At 72.1% G+C, this 14,863-nt stretch carries 14 protein-coding genes; 9 read left to right on the top strand and 5 right to left on the bottom strand.

Translation table 11 applies throughout. From position 1 onward, the window contains the following. Nucleotides 1–406: 406 nt before the first annotated feature. Complete coding sequence (locus tag ACWF9Z_RS04695; protein ID WP_453597440.1) at nucleotides 407–1,237, top strand: polysaccharide deacetylase family protein; 831 nt, start codon at nucleotides 407–409, stop codon at nucleotides 1,235–1,237. A 115-nt stretch (nucleotides 1,238–1,352) separates the two neighbouring features. Next, complete coding sequence (locus ACWF9Z_RS04690; RefSeq protein WP_453597438.1) at nucleotides 1,353–1,676, top strand: nuclear transport factor 2 family protein; 324 nt, start codon at nucleotides 1,353–1,355, stop codon at nucleotides 1,674–1,676. Between the two features lie 123 nt (nucleotides 1,677–1,799). Here ACWF9Z_RS04690 and ACWF9Z_RS04685 read toward each other — a convergent pair whose 3' ends face one another. Then, nucleotides 1,800–2,984, bottom strand: coding sequence for a serine hydrolase domain-containing protein (locus ACWF9Z_RS04685; protein WP_453597436.1), 1,185 nt, complete (start codon nucleotides 2,982–2,984; stop codon nucleotides 1,800–1,802). Between the two features lie 149 nt (nucleotides 2,985–3,133). On the opposite strand from ACWF9Z_RS04685, the gene ACWF9Z_RS04680 reads away from it, so the two are divergent. After that, nucleotides 3,134–3,763, top strand: coding sequence for a hypothetical protein (locus ACWF9Z_RS04680; protein ID WP_453597434.1), 630 nt, complete (start codon nucleotides 3,134–3,136; stop codon nucleotides 3,761–3,763). Between the two features lie 160 nt (nucleotides 3,764–3,923). On the opposite strand, the gene ACWF9Z_RS04675 is transcribed toward ACWF9Z_RS04680, so the two are convergent. The 4 genes from ACWF9Z_RS04675 to mgrA form a co-directional block, all read right to left on the bottom strand. After that, a complete protein-coding gene (locus ACWF9Z_RS04675) occupies nucleotides 3,924–5,210 on the bottom strand; it encodes an extracellular solute-binding protein (RefSeq protein WP_453597433.1) in 1,287 nt (428 codons plus the stop codon). 328 nt (nucleotides 5,211–5,538) lie between these two features. Next, the gene (locus tag ACWF9Z_RS04670; RefSeq protein ID WP_453597431.1) at nucleotides 5,539–6,156 is read right to left on the bottom strand and encodes an SMI1/KNR4 family protein; all 618 of its coding nucleotides are present in this window, start codon (nucleotides 6,154–6,156) and stop codon (nucleotides 5,539–5,541) included. Nucleotides 6,157–6,215: 59 nt separating this feature from the next. Next, the gene (locus tag ACWF9Z_RS04665; protein WP_453597429.1) at nucleotides 6,216–6,653 is read right to left on the bottom strand and encodes a DUF192 domain-containing protein; all 438 of its coding nucleotides are present in this window, start codon (nucleotides 6,651–6,653) and stop codon (nucleotides 6,216–6,218) included. Between the two features lie 341 nt (nucleotides 6,654–6,994). Beyond that, the gene (mgrA, locus tag ACWF9Z_RS04660) at nucleotides 6,995–8,032 is read right to left on the bottom strand and encodes an L-glyceraldehyde 3-phosphate reductase (protein ID WP_453597427.1); all 1,038 of its coding nucleotides are present in this window, start codon (nucleotides 8,030–8,032) and stop codon (nucleotides 6,995–6,997) included. Between the two features lie 126 nt (nucleotides 8,033–8,158). Here mgrA and ACWF9Z_RS04655 point away from each other — a divergent pair, with 126 nt between their 5' ends. The 6 genes from ACWF9Z_RS04655 to ACWF9Z_RS04630 all read left to right on the top strand — a co-directional run. Next, nucleotides 8,159–8,920, top strand: coding sequence for an isoprenyl transferase (locus ACWF9Z_RS04655; RefSeq protein ID WP_453597425.1), 762 nt, complete (start codon nucleotides 8,159–8,161; stop codon nucleotides 8,918–8,920). A gap of 448 nt (nucleotides 8,921–9,368) precedes the next feature. Beyond that, complete coding sequence (locus ACWF9Z_RS04650) at nucleotides 9,369–10,685, top strand: PhoH family protein (RefSeq protein ID WP_453597423.1); 1,317 nt, start codon at nucleotides 9,369–9,371, stop codon at nucleotides 10,683–10,685. Between the two features lie 413 nt (nucleotides 10,686–11,098). Continuing rightward, entirely contained in the window at nucleotides 11,099–11,797 is a 699-nt protein-coding gene (locus ACWF9Z_RS04645) for an aggregation-promoting factor C-terminal-like domain-containing protein (protein ID WP_453597421.1), read from the top strand. A gap of 142 nt (nucleotides 11,798–11,939) precedes the next feature. Continuing rightward, nucleotides 11,940–13,307 carry an AI-2E family transporter gene (locus ACWF9Z_RS04640; RefSeq protein ID WP_453597419.1) on the top strand — a complete coding sequence of 456 codons (1,368 nt, stop codon included), beginning with the start codon at nucleotides 11,940–11,942 and terminating at the stop codon, nucleotides 13,305–13,307. Further along, on the top strand, nucleotides 13,291–14,094 hold the full coding sequence (locus ACWF9Z_RS04635; protein WP_453597417.1) for a hypothetical protein: 804 nt from the start codon (nucleotides 13,291–13,293) through the stop codon (nucleotides 14,092–14,094). Before ACWF9Z_RS04640 ends, ACWF9Z_RS04635 begins: the two co-directional genes overlap by 17 nt. Nucleotides 14,095–14,128: 34 nt before the next feature. Then, the coding region (locus ACWF9Z_RS04630; protein ID WP_453597415.1) for a hypothetical protein at nucleotides 14,129–14,863 on the top strand (735 nt) is incomplete at its 3' end.

Here is a 14,863-nt window from a genome sequence, read left to right as displayed (position 1 = left end):
GGGGGCTACTCTCCCGACACCCCCACCCCCCCCCCCGCCGCGCCCGCCCCCGGCGCGCGCCACCGCCCGGCACGCGGGCCCCCCGGGCCCGTTTTCGCGTACCCGGCGCCGGGCCCACCGGCGGCGCGAGCAGGGCGAGGAGCGGGACCCCGGGGGCGATTGCCCTGCGCGCGGATGGCGAACTTCCGCGCCGCACGGCGGACTTCGGGCGGAACGCGCCGCGGCCGGCCGGTCGGGGCGCCCGGTTCTCGGCCGGGACGAGTTCCTGACGATCAAGTACCAAAATTGTGCAACACGGAATTTATGGGCCATTCGGCTGGAACTTCTCATCCGTGGGGGACGTCCTGACCAGTGCGAGCTCGCACGGCGGACGTCTAATAGGGAGTTGAGACAACACATGGGGTTCATGGCGCGCACACGCACGCAGACGCAGGGCATACGGGCCCGAATAGCCGTCGGCGCGGCGGCCGTGGCGGTGGCGGGAACGGTGTGGGCCGTGACGGCCCTCGCCGAACCGGGCCACGACGGTGACCGGGGGAACGCCTCCCGGCAGACGGACGATCCCGCGAACGGCGCCGGCGCCACCGACCCGCAGGCGCCCGGGAATCCGAGGCAGGTCCCCGACGGCATAGCCCACGCGTCGGAGAGCGGCGGCAACGCGGTCAACATCACCATCGACGACGGCCCGGACCCCATGTGGACCCCGAAGGTGCTCGACGTGCTGAAGAGGTACGACGTGAAGGCGACCTTCTGCATGACCGGCCCGCAGGCCAAGGCCCATCCCGATCTCGTCAAGAGGGTCGTGGCGGAGGGCAACCGCCTCTGCGACCACGCCATGGACCACGACACGGGCATGGCCGAGAAGCCCCTCGCCTACCAGGAGCAGCAGATCCTCGAAGCGAAGAAGCTGATCGAGGAGGCCGCGGGCGGCGGGACCAAGGTGGAGTACTACCGGGCCCCCGGCGGCGCGTTCACCCCCGAGAGCCGCGCCCTGGCCGCCGCCCACGGCATGCGGCCGCTCGGCTGGAACATCGACAGCAAGGACTTCAGCAAGCCCGGGGCCGCCGCGATCTTCCACACCGTCAAGTCGGAGATCGGCAACGGTCCGACCATCCTCTTCCACGACGGCGGCGGCAACCGCTCCCAGACCGTCGACGCCCTCGACCGGGTCCTGGCCTGGCTGAAGGAACAGGGCCGGCCCACCGGCTTCCCGGTGATCACCGGCCCCAGCGCCTGACACGCCGTCGGCCGTCGGGCCGAGATGCGGCCCGCGCTCCCGGTCCGGCCGTACGGTGGTGCCGCGCCCGGCCCGTCCGCGCACGCGCCCCGTACGACCGCCCCAGGAGGCCCCGGTGATCGCCCCCGACCAGCTGTCCGACTCCGCCGTCCGTGCCTTCGTCCGGGCCGTCAACGCGGGGGACCGGAACGCCTTCGCCGCCGCCCTGGCCGGGGGCGCGACCATGTCCGACGACGGGTCGGACCGGGACCTCGACTCCTGGGCCGACAAGGAGATCTTCTCCGTCAACGGCCACATGGACGTCGTGTCCGAGTCCGAGGGAGGGCGCGCCCTCGTCGTCGACTACCGCAACGACACCTGGGGTTCGATGCGCACCGCCTGGCGCTTCACCGTCGCCGGCGGCGGACGGATCGGCCGGTTCGAGACCGGTCAGGCGTAGCCGCCCGGAGGCGGCCGAAGCCGGTCGGGATCGGCCGCACCGACCGGACCAGCCCGACCGGCCGCCCCGGACCGCGAGCTGACGGCCCGCCCGACGCATCCCCGCCCGGCCGCCCCCGTCCGGTCAATCCCGGCCGACCCCGCCCGGCTCGCCCGGCTCGCCCGGCCCGGCGTTCGCCGCCGCCTTCATCACCGCCGCCGTCAGGGCCGCGTTCTCGTACGCCAGGCCGCCCGGGAAGCCGAAGCGACGGCGGGTGTAGCCGTACGCGACGCCCGTCGCCGGATCGGCGAAGCCCTGGCCGCCCGCGGCGCCCGAGTGGCCGAAGGCCGCCGGGCCGGCCGCGGGCTGCTGCTCGAAACCCAGGGCGAAGTGGTCGGTCTCGGCCGTCACCCGGTCCGGGCCCAGCTCCGCCCCGTGCGGCCGGGCCACCTCGGCGGCCGTGCGCGGGCTCAGCAGCGCGGGCCGGCCGTCGAGGACGCCGATCGCGGCCGCGTACAGGGCGGCGACGCCCCGCGCGGAGCCGGTCCCGCCCGCCGAGGCGGGGCCGAGGGCCCGCACCCGCGGGTGGTTGGCGAAGGCGACCAGGTCCATCGGAGGGTTCCGGTGCCAGTTGAACGCCACCGGCAGCAGCTCCGGCGCGTGCGCCGCGCCCGCCGCGCGCAACGCGGCCTGGGCCGGCGTCAGCACGGTGTCCAGGACCGGCTTCCAGCGGTCCCCGAGCGCCTCGGGGAGCCCCATGTACAGGTCGAGGCCGAACGGCGCGCGGATCCGCTCCTCGTAGACCTCCTGGAGCGAGCGCCCGGTGGCCCGCCGCACGACCTCGCCGGTCAGCGCGCCGATCACGAAGGCGTGGTAGCCGTACGCGGTCCCCGGCTCCCAGTACGGCTTCTGGCCGGCCAGCCGCGCCGCGATCAGCGCGTCGTCCGCGATCTCCTCGTAGTCGAAGCCCGCTCCGGTGTTGATCAGCCCGGCCTGGTGCGCGACCAGCTGCCGCACCGTCAGCCGTTCCTTGCCCTCCCCGGTGAACTCCGGCCAGTACGCCGACACCGGCCGGTCCAGCTCCAGTACGCCGTCCTGCGCGAGCAGGGCGACGACGAGGTGGGCCGCGCCCTTGGTGATCGAGAAGACCCCGCTCAGGGTGTCCGCACCGGTGTCCTCGGCCGCCCACAGGTCGACGACCCGCCGGCCGCGGTGGTACACCGCCAACTGCGCCTCCGGCGAGACCGGCTCGGCCGCCACGAAGGCCTCGAACTCCTCGCGCACCGGCTCCCAGCCCGCCGCCACCGTGCCGTTGACATCCACCCTCATGCGTTCCCCCTGGTGTGCGCGGACGTGGTCCGTCGATCCGCTTCCGGACACGCCAACACGCCCACGAGCACGGGGTATTCCGGACCTCGTACGGGTGAAAGGCCACCCCGCGTCGTTCCGGCCCGCCGGAGGGCCCCGTTGGACCGGGCATGAAGCCCACCCGCATCGCCGCCCTCGCCCTCGCCACCGCCGCCGCGGCCCTCGCCCCGGTCCTCGGTCAGGGCGCCGCCACCGCCGCGGACGGCGCGTCGTACCTCCAGGACCCGAGCGGAGGGGAGAAGGCGATGAAGTCGATGTGGACCAAGGACGACATGCACAAGGTGGAGGCGCAGTTCCGCTTCCAGCCCGGCATCCGGTACAAGACGGTCACCCGCCCCGGCCCCAAGGGCGCCGAATCCTACGCGCGCAAGGTCCCCGACCCGAAGACCCTCGCCTGGGAGCCGGGGTACGAGTTCGCGTGGTCGGTGGCGGACTCGCAGGGGGTCAAGAAGGTCCTGACGACCAAGGACGGCAAGCACCCGATCGTCGTGCACGCGGTGCTGCGCGACGCGCGCCGCGCCAAGGCCGCCGAGGTCCACCAGGAGCTGACCGGCCGGCCCGCGACGGGCCGTACGAAGGTCCCGGGCGGCCAGCGCATCGCGTGCGACACGGGCACCTACACGGTGGAGTGGTCGCTCACGCGCACCGGCTACGGCACCCTCACCGGCTCCCTCCCCTGGGACTCCAGCTGCGAGCAGTACCGCACGGCCTTCACCCCCGAGAACCAGGGCGCGAGCTAGTCATGGACGAAGGCGCCCGGCCGGCGCGGCGCCTCGTGGGCGCGCGGCGGGCAGGCGGGCGGGCCGACGGCCTCGGGTCGAGGGCCGGACGGCCGGGGCGCCGCGCGAGGTGGGGCGCGGCAGGGCACAGCAGGGGGCGGAGGGGCCGGGGCGGGGCCCGTCAGTGGTTCTTGGAGTCCTCGCGGGCCTTCAGGGCGATCTCCTCCAGGACGGCCTTCGGGTCGCCGCCCGGGTCCACGGCCCGCCCGATGTTGCGCTTGACGGTGTCGCTGACCGTCACCCAGGACGGGTCGTTGACCGGGTAGAGCTGGGCGACGCGCAGGGCGCTCAGGAACTGCTCGTCGTTCTTGTCCAGGCCTCCGCCGGCCAGCGCGCGCGAGGCGGTGGTGGTGGACGGCAGCAGGTGGTAGCGGCCGGCGAAGTCCGACAGGGTCTTGTCCTGGTAGATGAAGCTGAGGAACCTGCCGATCTCCTCGCGGTGGCCGTTCTGCTTGAACGCCATCATCCAGTCGGCCACGCCCACCGTCGGCGGGGTCTCCCCGGAGCCCAGGCCGTCCGAGACGGGCATCGCGACGGCGGCGACCCCGATGCCCTTGGCGCGCGCCTCGTGGGCGAGCGAGGGGTAGCCGTTGAGCATGCCGACCTCGCCGCGCGTGAACGCGGCGAAGGCGTCGGCCCGGTTGAGCTGGGACGGCCGGGTGGGGCCGAGCAGCCCGGGGGCGACCAGGTTCTCCTTGATCCACTTGAAGGTGTGGATGTTCTGCTCGGAGGCCAGGCTGTAGTTCCCGCTGTTGTCGGCGTACCCGCCGCCGTTGCTGAGCTCCCAGATCATCGCCTCGGCGTGCGCCTCCTCCGGGCCCAGGGGCATCGCGTACGGGTACTTCACGCCCTTGTCCTTGAGCGCCTTGGCGGCGGCCTTGAGGTCCCCCCACGTCTTGGGGGCGCTCTTGATGCCCGCCTGCGCGAACAGGGCCTCGTTGTAGAAGAGGAGGCGGCTGCTCGCCACGAAGGGCAGGCCGTAGAGGGTGTTGTGGACGGAGCCGGCCTCGGCGAGCGGCTGGAGGAAGTTCGCCTCGGCGGTGATCGAGAAGAGCTCGCTCGCGGAATACAGCTTGCCCTGTGCGGCGAAGTCCGAATAAGCCCCCATGAGGGCCATGTCCGGCGCCTTGCCGGCCTTGACCATACGAGAGACTTCGCGGTCGATGTCGGCCCACGGCAGCAGCTTCACCTCGACCTTGATGCCGGGGTTGGCGGCGGTGAAATCGGCGGTCGCCTTGTCCCAGAACGCTTTGGAACTGTTGGCCGGGCCGTCACCGTATTCGGCGGCGACGAGGTGCAGCGTACCGCTGTCATCTGCACCGCTTCCCCCGGAACCGCATCCGGCGAGCGGTATCAGCAGGCCGAGCACGACCGCGGTGGCGGCCGTGCCGAAGATTCTTCTTCGCACGGGCGTATTCCCCTGAATTTCTTTTGAGTTCTGTTGTTACTTATGAGTTGCTCCGGGCTGTCGTGTCCCACAGTGGCCCGTTGGCCGGAATTCTCTCCTGTGGAAGGGTGATTGGTTCCATTGGGTCGGCACTTGTGGTCAATGCTCCAACTGCGGCTTTTCCGGCTGGTGTTTTCCGATATGTGATCGGTAAAGCGGACGCGCGTAGACATGCCGAAACGCCCGTTTCCGGCCGGGGGAGGGCCGCGGAACGGGTCGGGTGCGCCGGGGGCGGTGCGCGGGGCGTGGGGCGGAGTGCGGGGCGCGGGGCGGCGGAGCGCGGAGCGCGTCAGTCCGCGAAGTCGCCCGCGTACGGATCGGGCTCGCCCGTCTCGGGGTTGCGGCCCTCCTGCCAGCGGCGCTGGGCCTTCTGCCAGTGCACGAAGCTGAGGTGGCCGCCGTCCCAGAAGGTGATGCCGACGGGGCTCACGTCGAACTCGTCGGAGCATAGGCGGTAGAGGAACTCGGCCATGCCGTACGGGTACACCGCGAAGGGGTCGGCGGTGTGCTGGCCGACCACCAGGACGGGCCAGCGGTCCGGGTCCGGGTCGGCCGTGAGCCAGCACAGGATGTCGGAGCCGCCCGTGACGCCCCAGGCGAGGATCGACCCGGGGTCCACGTCGAGGGCGGCGCGGCCGCCCTCCGCCTCCCAGGCCTGGCGGGCGTTGGCGGTCTCCTCAGCCATCTGCGCCGGGGCCCACTGGAGGCCGGGCTTGGGCAGCGGCAGCAGCACGCTCGCCTCGCCGTTGATCGAGCCCGCGCCGAAGCGGCCCATGAAGGCGACGAAATCGGAGGGGAAGGCGTGGCCCCAGACGGTTTCGGCCGCCTGCCAGTCGATGTCCTCGTCGGCTCCGTGGGTCGCCGGCATGATCTGCTCCAGCGCTTTGACGCGCGCGTTCTCGGTCATACCGCTCCCCTGCCACCCCAGCTCAACCGCCCCAACCTACCGCCGGCGGGGGACCGCGCCTAGCGCGAGTCGGGCCGGAGCCGCAGGACGGACCCCACGCGCAGCCCCCAGGAGGCCATGGCGCCCGCCTCGGCCTCCAGGACGTGCCGGGCGCGCGGGCGCGGGAGGCCCAGCCGGCCGGGGGCCATGGTGGTCAGCGCGATGACCTCGAGGTGCCGGTCCAGGTAGGCCACGTCGATGGCGAAGCGCATCCGGAAGGTGTGGACGCTCGCGGCCGGGGTGAGCAGCATGGCCCCTTCGATGCCGTCCCGTCCGAGCAGCCCGCGCGTCCGGGCCCTGTACGAGGCCGCGACCTCCACGGGCACCTCGGCCGGGGGCCCCGCCGTCCCCGCGGCCGTCCCCGCAGCCGCATCCCGGGCCGTCCCCGCCGCCGGGCCGCCCGCCGGGGCGACGTCCAGCGTCGCCCCGCCGTCGCGCCAGTGCCCCCTGATCCCCATGCCGGCCAGAGTAGGGCGTCGGGCGTCAAGGCGGCGCGCGTCCGGGGGTCCCTCCTGGGGGGTACGGCGGAGGGTGGCCCCCGGACGTGCGGCGCCGGTGGTCCGTACGGGCCCCGGCCCAGTCCCCGCAAGGGCTCCGGGGCTGTTGGGGGACCGCTTCGAGGGCGCCGAGGGCTCAGCGCAGTGCGGCCGGATGAATTCGGAGCGTAGTCATTTCGCCGCAATGCACGCAGCAGGCTTTACGAAGGGTTATGGTGGAACCCCCCCCTCGGGCCGGTCCGTATCCCCCCCACGGACCGGCCCGTTTTTTGTTCTCCGGGGGCCGGAGGCAAAGCCGCAGGTCAGCCTTGCTGGGCCCAGATGTTGGCGCCGGGGGTGGATACCGCGAAGGAGTCGATCTCCTTCAGCTCCTGATCCGAGAGCGGCCCTCCGGACAGGGAAGCCACGTTCTCCTCGAGCTGCTTCACGCTCGACGCGCCGATCAGCGCCGAGGTCATCCGCTCGTCCCGCAGCACCCAGTTCAGCGCGAGCTGCGCCAGGCTCTGCCCGCGCCGTGCCGCGACCTCGTTCAGGCCCTTCAGCCGGCGCAGGACCTCGTCCGAGAGCAGGTCCGGGTTCAGGGACTTGCCCTGCGTGGCCCGCGAGCCCTCCGGAATGCCCTGGAGGTACTTGCCGGTCAGCAGTCCCTGGGCGAGCGGCACGAAGGAGATGCAGCCCATGCCGGCCTCCTCCAGGGTGTCCAGCAGGCCGTCCTCCTCCGTCCAGCGGTTGATCATGGAGTAGGAGGGCTGGTGGATGAGCGGGCGGACGCCCATCTCGCGCAGGATCCGCGCCGCCTCGGCGGTCTGCTCCGCCGTGTAGGAGGACACGCCCACGTACAGCGCCTTGCCCTGCTGCACCGCGGACGCCAGCGCGCCCATGGTCTCCTCCAGCGGGGTGTCCGGGTCGAAGCGGTGCGAGTAGAAGATGTCGACGTAGTCGACGCCCATCCGCTTCAGCGAGGCGTCCAGCGACCCGAGCAGGTACTTGCGGCTGCCCCACTCGCCGTACGGACCGTCGTGCATCAGGTAGCCGGCCTTGGTGGAGAGCACCAGCTCCTCGCGGTGGGACGCGAAGTCCTGCGCGAAGATCTTGCCGAAGTTGAGCTCGGCCGAGCCGGGGGGCGGGCCGTAGTTGTTGGCCAGGTCGAAGTGGGTGACGCCGAGGTCGAAGGCACGGCGCAGGATCGCCCGCTGGGACTCCAGGGACTTGTCGTCGCCGAAGTTGTGCCAGAGGCCCAGCGAGATCGCGGGGAGCTTGAGGCCGCTGCGGCCGGTGCGCCGGTACTCCATGGAGTCGTAGCGCGAGGGCTCTGCCCGATAGGGATTGTTTTCAGTCACGATGTCCTCCCTATCACGGACTTGTGACACGACCGAGTTGGAAGCCGGATCCCGCCGCGCAGTAATGTGGCGGATTCGGGGGACCGCATTTCGCACGGGGGCATTGCTCGGAGGGGCTGGAAGATCGTGAAGCTGCGCGACCTGGTGTACAGGCTCTACGCACGCCGGGTGGAAGGCCGCCTCGACCATGACGCGGCGCCCAAGCACATCGGCGTCATTCTGGACGGGAACCGCCGCTGGGCGAAGGCGTCCGGAGGTACCACGGAACAGGGCCACCAGGCCGGGGCCGACAAGATCTCCGAGATGCTGGGCTGGTGCACCGAGACGGACGTCGAGGTCGTCACCCTGTGGATGCTCTCCACGGACAACCTGGACCGGCCCGAGGTCGAGCTCCGCCCGCTGCTCAACATCATCGAGAACACCGTACGGGGCCTCGCCGCCGACGGCCGCTGGCGCGTCCACCACGTCGGCAACCTCGACATCCTGCCCGCCGGGACGCAGAACGTCCTGAAGGAGGCCGAGGAAGCCACCCACGGCGTCGACGGGATACTCGTCAACGTCGCGGTCGGCTACGGCGGCCGTCAGGAGATCGCCGACGCCGTCCGCTCCCTCCTGCTGGAGCACGCGTCGAAGGGCACCTCCTTCGAGGAGCTCGCCGAGATCCTCGACATCGACCACATCGCGGAGCACCTCTACACCCGCGGCCAGCCCGACCCGGACCTCGTGATCCGCACCAGCGGCGAGCAGCGGCTGTCCGGATTCATGCTCTGGCAGAGCGCGCACTCCGAGTACTACTTCTGCGACGTCTTCTGGCCCGCCTTCCGCAAGGTCGACTTCCTGCGCGCCCTGCGCGACTACGCCGCCCGCCACCGGCGCTACGGCACCTGACCCACCCGCCGACCCCTCCCGGACAGCGCCGCACGGCATCTGACCTGCGGCTTCCCGGAGCACCCCGGCATCCCTCCGGAGTCCCCCCGCGCCGCTCCCGCGCCCGGACCACGCCCCGGCACGCGCCGTCGGCCCGCCCCCGCACGCCCCTCCCCGCCCCCCGGGACCCCCGGCGCGAGGCCTTCACCAGGGATTCACCGAGCGTCCGTCATATGCCATGGCATGGCTGGACCCATACGGGGAATACCCCTTGCAGGTCGATGCCCGATCCACGGGTATCGAGTCTCAGCGGACGGCATGGGGTCGTCCGCCCGGGAGGCCCTTTGCACCAGGACGCACGTGCGGTTCGCACGGACGCAGTGGAGGGCCGGGAGTCGGCCCGCGCATGGGTGCCGATGACCGGTCCGGTCTTCATGGCCCGACCTCTTCCGAGGGGGTACGTCCTTCCGTGGTGACCAGCACTAAGAGCCGCCTGCCCGACAGGCGGACCTACGTCCTCGACACCAGCGTTCTGCTGGCAGACCCCAACGCGATCTCCCGCTTCGACGAGCACGAGGTCGTGCTCCCGATCGTGGTGATCACCGAGCTGGAGGCAAAGAGGCACCATCCCGAACTCGGCTACTTCGCCCGTCAGGCCCTCCGCCTGCTCGACGAGTTCCGGGTCCGCCACGGTCGCCTCGACGCACCCATCCCGCTGGGCGATCTGGGCGGCACCCTGCGCGTCGAGCTCAATCACTCCGACACGAGCGTCCTGCCCGCGGGCTTCCGGCTGGGGGACAACGATTCGCGGATCCTCGCGGTCGCGCGCAACCTGCAGGCCGAGGGATACGACGTCACGGTCGTCTCGAAGGACCTTCCGCTGCGCATCAAGGCCTCCTCCGTGGGGCTGATGGCGGAGGAGTACCGCGCCGAGCTCGCGATCACGGACGCCGGCTGGACCGGCATGAGCGAGATCGCCCTCTCCGGAGAGCAGGTGGACCTCCTCTACTCGGAGGAGCGCCTGTACGTGGCGGAGGCCGCCGAACTGCCCGTGCACACGGGACTCGTCCTGCAGTCCGAGCGCGGCAAGGCGCTCGGCCGGGTCACGGCCGACGGCAACGTCAAGCTCGTACGGGGCGACCGCGAGGCCTTCGGGCTGCACGGCCGCAGCGCCGAGCAGCGCATCGCGCTCGACCTCCTCCTCGACCCCGAGATCGGGATCATCTCGATGGGCGGCCGGGCCGGCACCGGAAAGTCGGCGCTGGCGCTGTGCGCGGGCCTGGAGGCCGTGCTGGAGCGGAGGCAGCACCAGAAGGTCATGGTCTTCCGGCCGCTGTACGCGGTCGGCGGTCAGGACCTGGGCTACCTCCCCGGGGACGCCTCCGAGAAGATGAGCCCCTGGGCGCAGGCGGTCTTCGACACCCTCTCGGCGGTCGCCGGGCGCGAGGTCATCGAGGAGGTGCTGACCCGGGGGATGCTGGAGGTCCTGCCGCTCACGCACATCCGCGGCCGTTCACTGCACGACGCCTTCGTGATCGTGGACGAGGCGCAGTCGCTGGAGCGCAACGTCCTGCTGACCGTTCTGTCCCGGATCGGGGCCAATTCGCGGGTGGTCCTCACCCACGACGTGGCCCAGCGGGACAACCTGCGCGTCGGCCGGTACGACGGAGTCGTCGCCGTGGTCGAGAAGCTGAAGGGCCATCCGCTCTTCGCGCACATCACGCTGACCCGATCCGAGCGCTCCCCGATCGCCGCGCTGGTCACCGAAATGCTGGAGAACCTGTAGTCGCGAAGGGGGTAAAAGCCCCATAGCGGGAAGGCGAGTTGGCGCCGCCCGGCAAAGGCTCAAGAGCCTAGCCGGGCGGCGTCGTCGTGCACAGGGCTTTGGCGCAAACAGCGGCGACCTCCCAGGTGTGACCTTTCCCACGCAGTGGATAATTGCCCTGCGGCGCCGAGGTCCGGCAGAGTCTGTTTTCCGTCAGGCCCCGCATACGGCACACCTGTATCTCCCGTGAGATGCGCGCAGCACCACTAACTCCACAATCGATCGCCGTATGCCGCCCGGAGCATCACGAGCCACTCCCGCAAGGGAGTTGCCCACGGGCCCGCGTCTCCAGTGACCGCACCACCACGGAGGCCAGTGTCGAGGGCACTATTGCGCCCGCGCGGTCACTGCGGACGCTGCTGGAAGGACACCGTGTGAGCCGGATCTCGGTTCGGGGATTCGCAGTGGCTTCGGCCACGGCGGTCACCACCGTCGGCGCAGTCGTGGGCGTTGCCACTGGCGACCCCACCTCGAACGATCTCGAGACGACCGCGTCCGGGACGACTCTCCTCACTGACATTCCGGTCGGCGAGCAGGCACAGGTCCAGAACGCGTCCCTGACGCAGCAGGCCGACGCCATCGCCCACGCCGCCGACGTCGACGCCAAGCGCTCGGCGGAGGAGTCCGCCCGCGTACAGGCCGCCCAGGACGCCAAGTCCAAGAAGGCCGACGCCCAGAAGGCCGCGGACGACAAGGCGAAGAAGGAGCGCGAGGAGAAGGAGCAGGCTGCCAGCCGTTCCGCCTCCCGCGACGGATCCGACTTCGCGCTCCAGGGCTCGTACACGGTCGCCCAGGTGAAGGCCATCGCCCAGCAGATGGTCCCGGCGGGGCAGTTCCAGTGCTTCTCCAACATCATCAACCAGGAATCCACCTGGAACTACCAGGCCGTGAACAAGTCCTCCGGGGCGTACGGTCTCGTCCAGGCGCTGCCCGGTTCGAAGATGTCCTCGGCCGGTGCCGACTGGCGCACCAACCCCGCCACCCAGATCGAGTGGGGTCTGAACTACATGAACGGCCGCTACGGCAGCCCGTGCGGAGCCTGGAGCTTCCACCAGAACAACGGCTGGTACTAGCCACAGCCCGAGGAACGCACCCGCGCACCTCAACCTCTAGGAGCCCCGCACCGTCCTACGGTGCGGGGCTCCTCGCGTGTACGGTCATATTCGCGGTGTGTCCGGGCAGGAGGTCGGGGCGGGGGCGGGGGAAGGGAACGACATGGTGAAATCGACAGGCTGGCTCGGCAGACTCGGTCACAAGCTGAGCAGCATGGAGGCGAAGCTCGACGAGCGGCGGGCCGAGGTCGAGGCGGAGGCCTCCGGCGGCCTGCCTCCCGTGCGCCCGGCGCCGCCCGAGGCCGTGCCCACCGCGACGCCCGGCGGCGAAGGTGCCGCGCACCACGCGCACCCCGGAGTCCCCGTGCGCCCCGACCCGGTCGCCGTCATCCCGTGGGGCCTGCGCGTCGCCGCCGAGGCGAGCTGGCGGCTGCTGCTCCTCGCCGGGATGGTCTGGATCCTGATGAGGGTGATCAGCGAAGTCCGCCTGGTCATCCTCGCCTTCGCCGCCGCCCTCCTCGTCACGGCCCTGCTCCAGCCGTTCGTGGTCCGCCTGCGCCGCCTCGGCATGCCGCGGGGACTGGCCACGGCGGTCACCGCGATCCTCGGCTTCGTGGTCATCGGACTGGTCGGCTGGTTCGTGGTCTGGCAGGTCATGGAGAACCTGGACGATCTCTCCGACCGGCTCCGCGACGGCATCAACGAGCTCAAACTCGCGGCACTGGACAGCCCGTTCCACGTGACCGAGAAGCAGATCAACGACATCGCGAAGAACCTCAGCGAGACCATCGGCACCAACACCGAGCAGATCACCTCCGCCGGACTGCAGGGCGTGACGGTCCTCGTCGAGGTGCTGACGGGCATGCTGCTCGCGATGTTCTCCACGCTCTTCCTGCTCTACGACGGCAAGCGCATCTGGACCTGGACGCTGGGCCTGCTCCCGGCGGCCGCCCGCCCCGGCGTCGCGGGTGCCGGTCCGCGCGCCTGGCGCACCCTGACGGCGTACGTGCGGGGCACGGTCCTCGTCGCGCTCATCGACGCCATCTTCATCGGTCTCGGGCTGTACTTCCTCGACGTGACGATGGCCGTGCCACTGGCCGTCTTCATCTTCCTGTTCGCCTTCATCCCGCTCGTGGGCGCCGTGATCTCCGGCGCCCTCGCCGTGGTCGTGGCGCTGGTGACCCAGGGGCCGTTCATCGGGCTGATGGTGCTGCTGGTGGTCCTGGCGGTCCAGCAGATCGAGGGGCACGTGCTCCAACCGTTCATCCTGGGCCGGGCGGTACGCGTGCACCCGCTCGCGGTGGTGCTGTCGGTGGCGGCCGGCGGCATGGTCGCCGGCATCGGCGGGGCGGTCGTCGCCGTTCCGCTGGTCGCCGTCACCAACACCGTGGTCGGCTACCTGCGGGCCTACTCCCGCGAGCAGTTCCACCACGGGCGCCCCCCGGTCGGCCCCGGGCCGCACGGGGCGACGGCCCTGGGACAGGCACTTCACGAGGCGGGGGAGACGCGCAAGGGTGATAACGGAGCCTGAGTTCGACGGAATCCGGTCCGGCCCCCGGGAGAGCCCGTGGGCGGACCCGCGGCGCGCGGACCCGGGCGGGCCGCCGGATCCGCCGGCAGGATCGGCAGCGCCGGCGGGGCCGCCCGCGCCCGCGGAGGCCCGCAGGCCCTGGCGCTGGGCACTGGGCGGGGCGCTGGCCGCCTCCGCGCTCTGGGCGGGCGCGGGGTGGGCGTTGGTCCCGCAGGACGACCGGCCGCCGCTGCGGTACGCGGTGCCGGTGAGCCTGTGCGTCGACGCGAAGCTGCCCGTACTGGCCCGGCTGGGCGAGGTCCGCGGATGGGAGTTCACCCCGAGCCGGTGGGAACACCCGGGCGTGGACCAGGCGCTCTGCATGCTGCGCACACCACCGCTCGGCTCGAAGGATCCCGCGGCGGCGCCCGCGCTCTCGTACGAGGTCCAGGTCTCGGTGGCCCTGCACAAACTCACCGATCCCGCGCCGGAGTTCGGAGCGGATCCCGGGGCCGCGGGCTGGCTGGGCGAGGGCAGCTCGTCCCCGCGCGCGGTGCCGGGGCTCGGGGAGCGGGCGCTGATCACGGAGTCGGACTACGGGAAGTGGTGGCGGCTGACCGTGCTCGACGGGGGCGCGGTGTTCACCCTGCACGTGACGGCGTGGGCGGACGGCGCCGCGGAGCCGGCCGACGGCGGGGCGGCGGCGGGCACCGGACCCCGGGCGGCTCCCCCCGAGCCCGATGCCGACGCGATCCAGGCTGCCATGATCGACGACATGCACACCCTGATGAAGGCCTTGCACGGGTAGTCGGGGGAGGAACGGGGCGGAACGGGGGTACGGAGTGATCGGCGAGCCCGAGATGGACGGGGACTGGGACGTGGCCGGGCCGGCGGGGGAGGCCGGGGAGCCCGGGGAGGCGCGGCCGGACGCGGTGGGCGGGCGCGCACGCGTACGGGGCCCGCGCGCGCCGTGGCTGTGGGCGCTGGGCGGGATGGCGGTGGCCTCGGCCGCGTGGGCGGGCGCGCTCGCCGTGCAGGACCGTCTGACCGGCACCCCGCGCATCGACTACCGGCACTCCGCCGACCTGTGCAGGGAGGCCGGGTTCACCACCCTCGGCCAGGCCGTCGGCCGGCCCTTCGAGGGCTCCGAGACCAGCCAGGGCGTGGACCGCGCGCAGGACTGGGCGTACTGCCGCAGCGGCATGCGGTACGAGAAGGGCTCCGTCCTGTACGGGGCCCGGATGCTGGTCGAACTCCACAAGGAGCGGGACCCCGCGGCCGAGTTCGCCTCGGGCCCCGGGTCCGACGCGGGGATCCGGCTGGACCTCGGGGAGCGCCGCGAGGTGCCCGGCCTCGGCGACCGGGCGCTGCTCGACCGGTACTACGGGAGGAGCGGTGAGCGGCTCATGGTGCTCGACGGAGGAGCGGTCCTCACGCTGACGGTGGAGTGGTACCAGCCGGGGACGGACGACGCCGTGGGGGGGGGGGGGGGGGCGCGCCCGGCGCGGGGGGCGCGCGCGGCGCGGGCGGGCTCGGTGGGTGCGCGGGGCGGCGGGGGGGTGGCGGGGCGCGCGGGG

The organism is Streptomyces sp. NPDC054961 (genome assembly GCF_053609145.1).
This window is presented reverse-complemented; position numbering and strand designations above follow the sequence as displayed.

Excerpts from the sequence above, each read along its gene's own strand:
- ACWF9Z_RS04695 (WP_453597440.1), top strand. The coding sequence starts at position 407 with ATGGCGCGCACACGCACGCAGACGCAGGGCATACGGGCCCGAATAGCC.
- ACWF9Z_RS04685 (WP_453597436.1), bottom strand. The coding sequence starts at position 2,984 with ATGAGGGTGGATGTCAACGGCACGGTGGCGGCGGGCTGGGAGCCGGTG.
- ACWF9Z_RS04680 (WP_453597434.1), top strand. The coding sequence starts at position 3,134 with ATGAAGCCCACCCGCATCGCCGCCCTCGCCCTCGCCACCGCCGCCGCG.
- ACWF9Z_RS04670 (WP_453597431.1), bottom strand. The coding sequence starts at position 6,156 with ATGACCGAGAACGCGCGCGTCAAAGCGCTGGAGCAGATCATGCCGGCG.
- ACWF9Z_RS04665 (WP_453597429.1), bottom strand. The coding sequence starts at position 6,653 with ATGGGGATCAGGGGGCACTGGCGCGACGGCGGGGCGACGCTGGACGTC.
- ACWF9Z_RS04640 (WP_453597419.1), top strand. The coding sequence starts at position 11,940 with ATGGTGAAATCGACAGGCTGGCTCGGCAGACTCGGTCACAAGCTGAGC.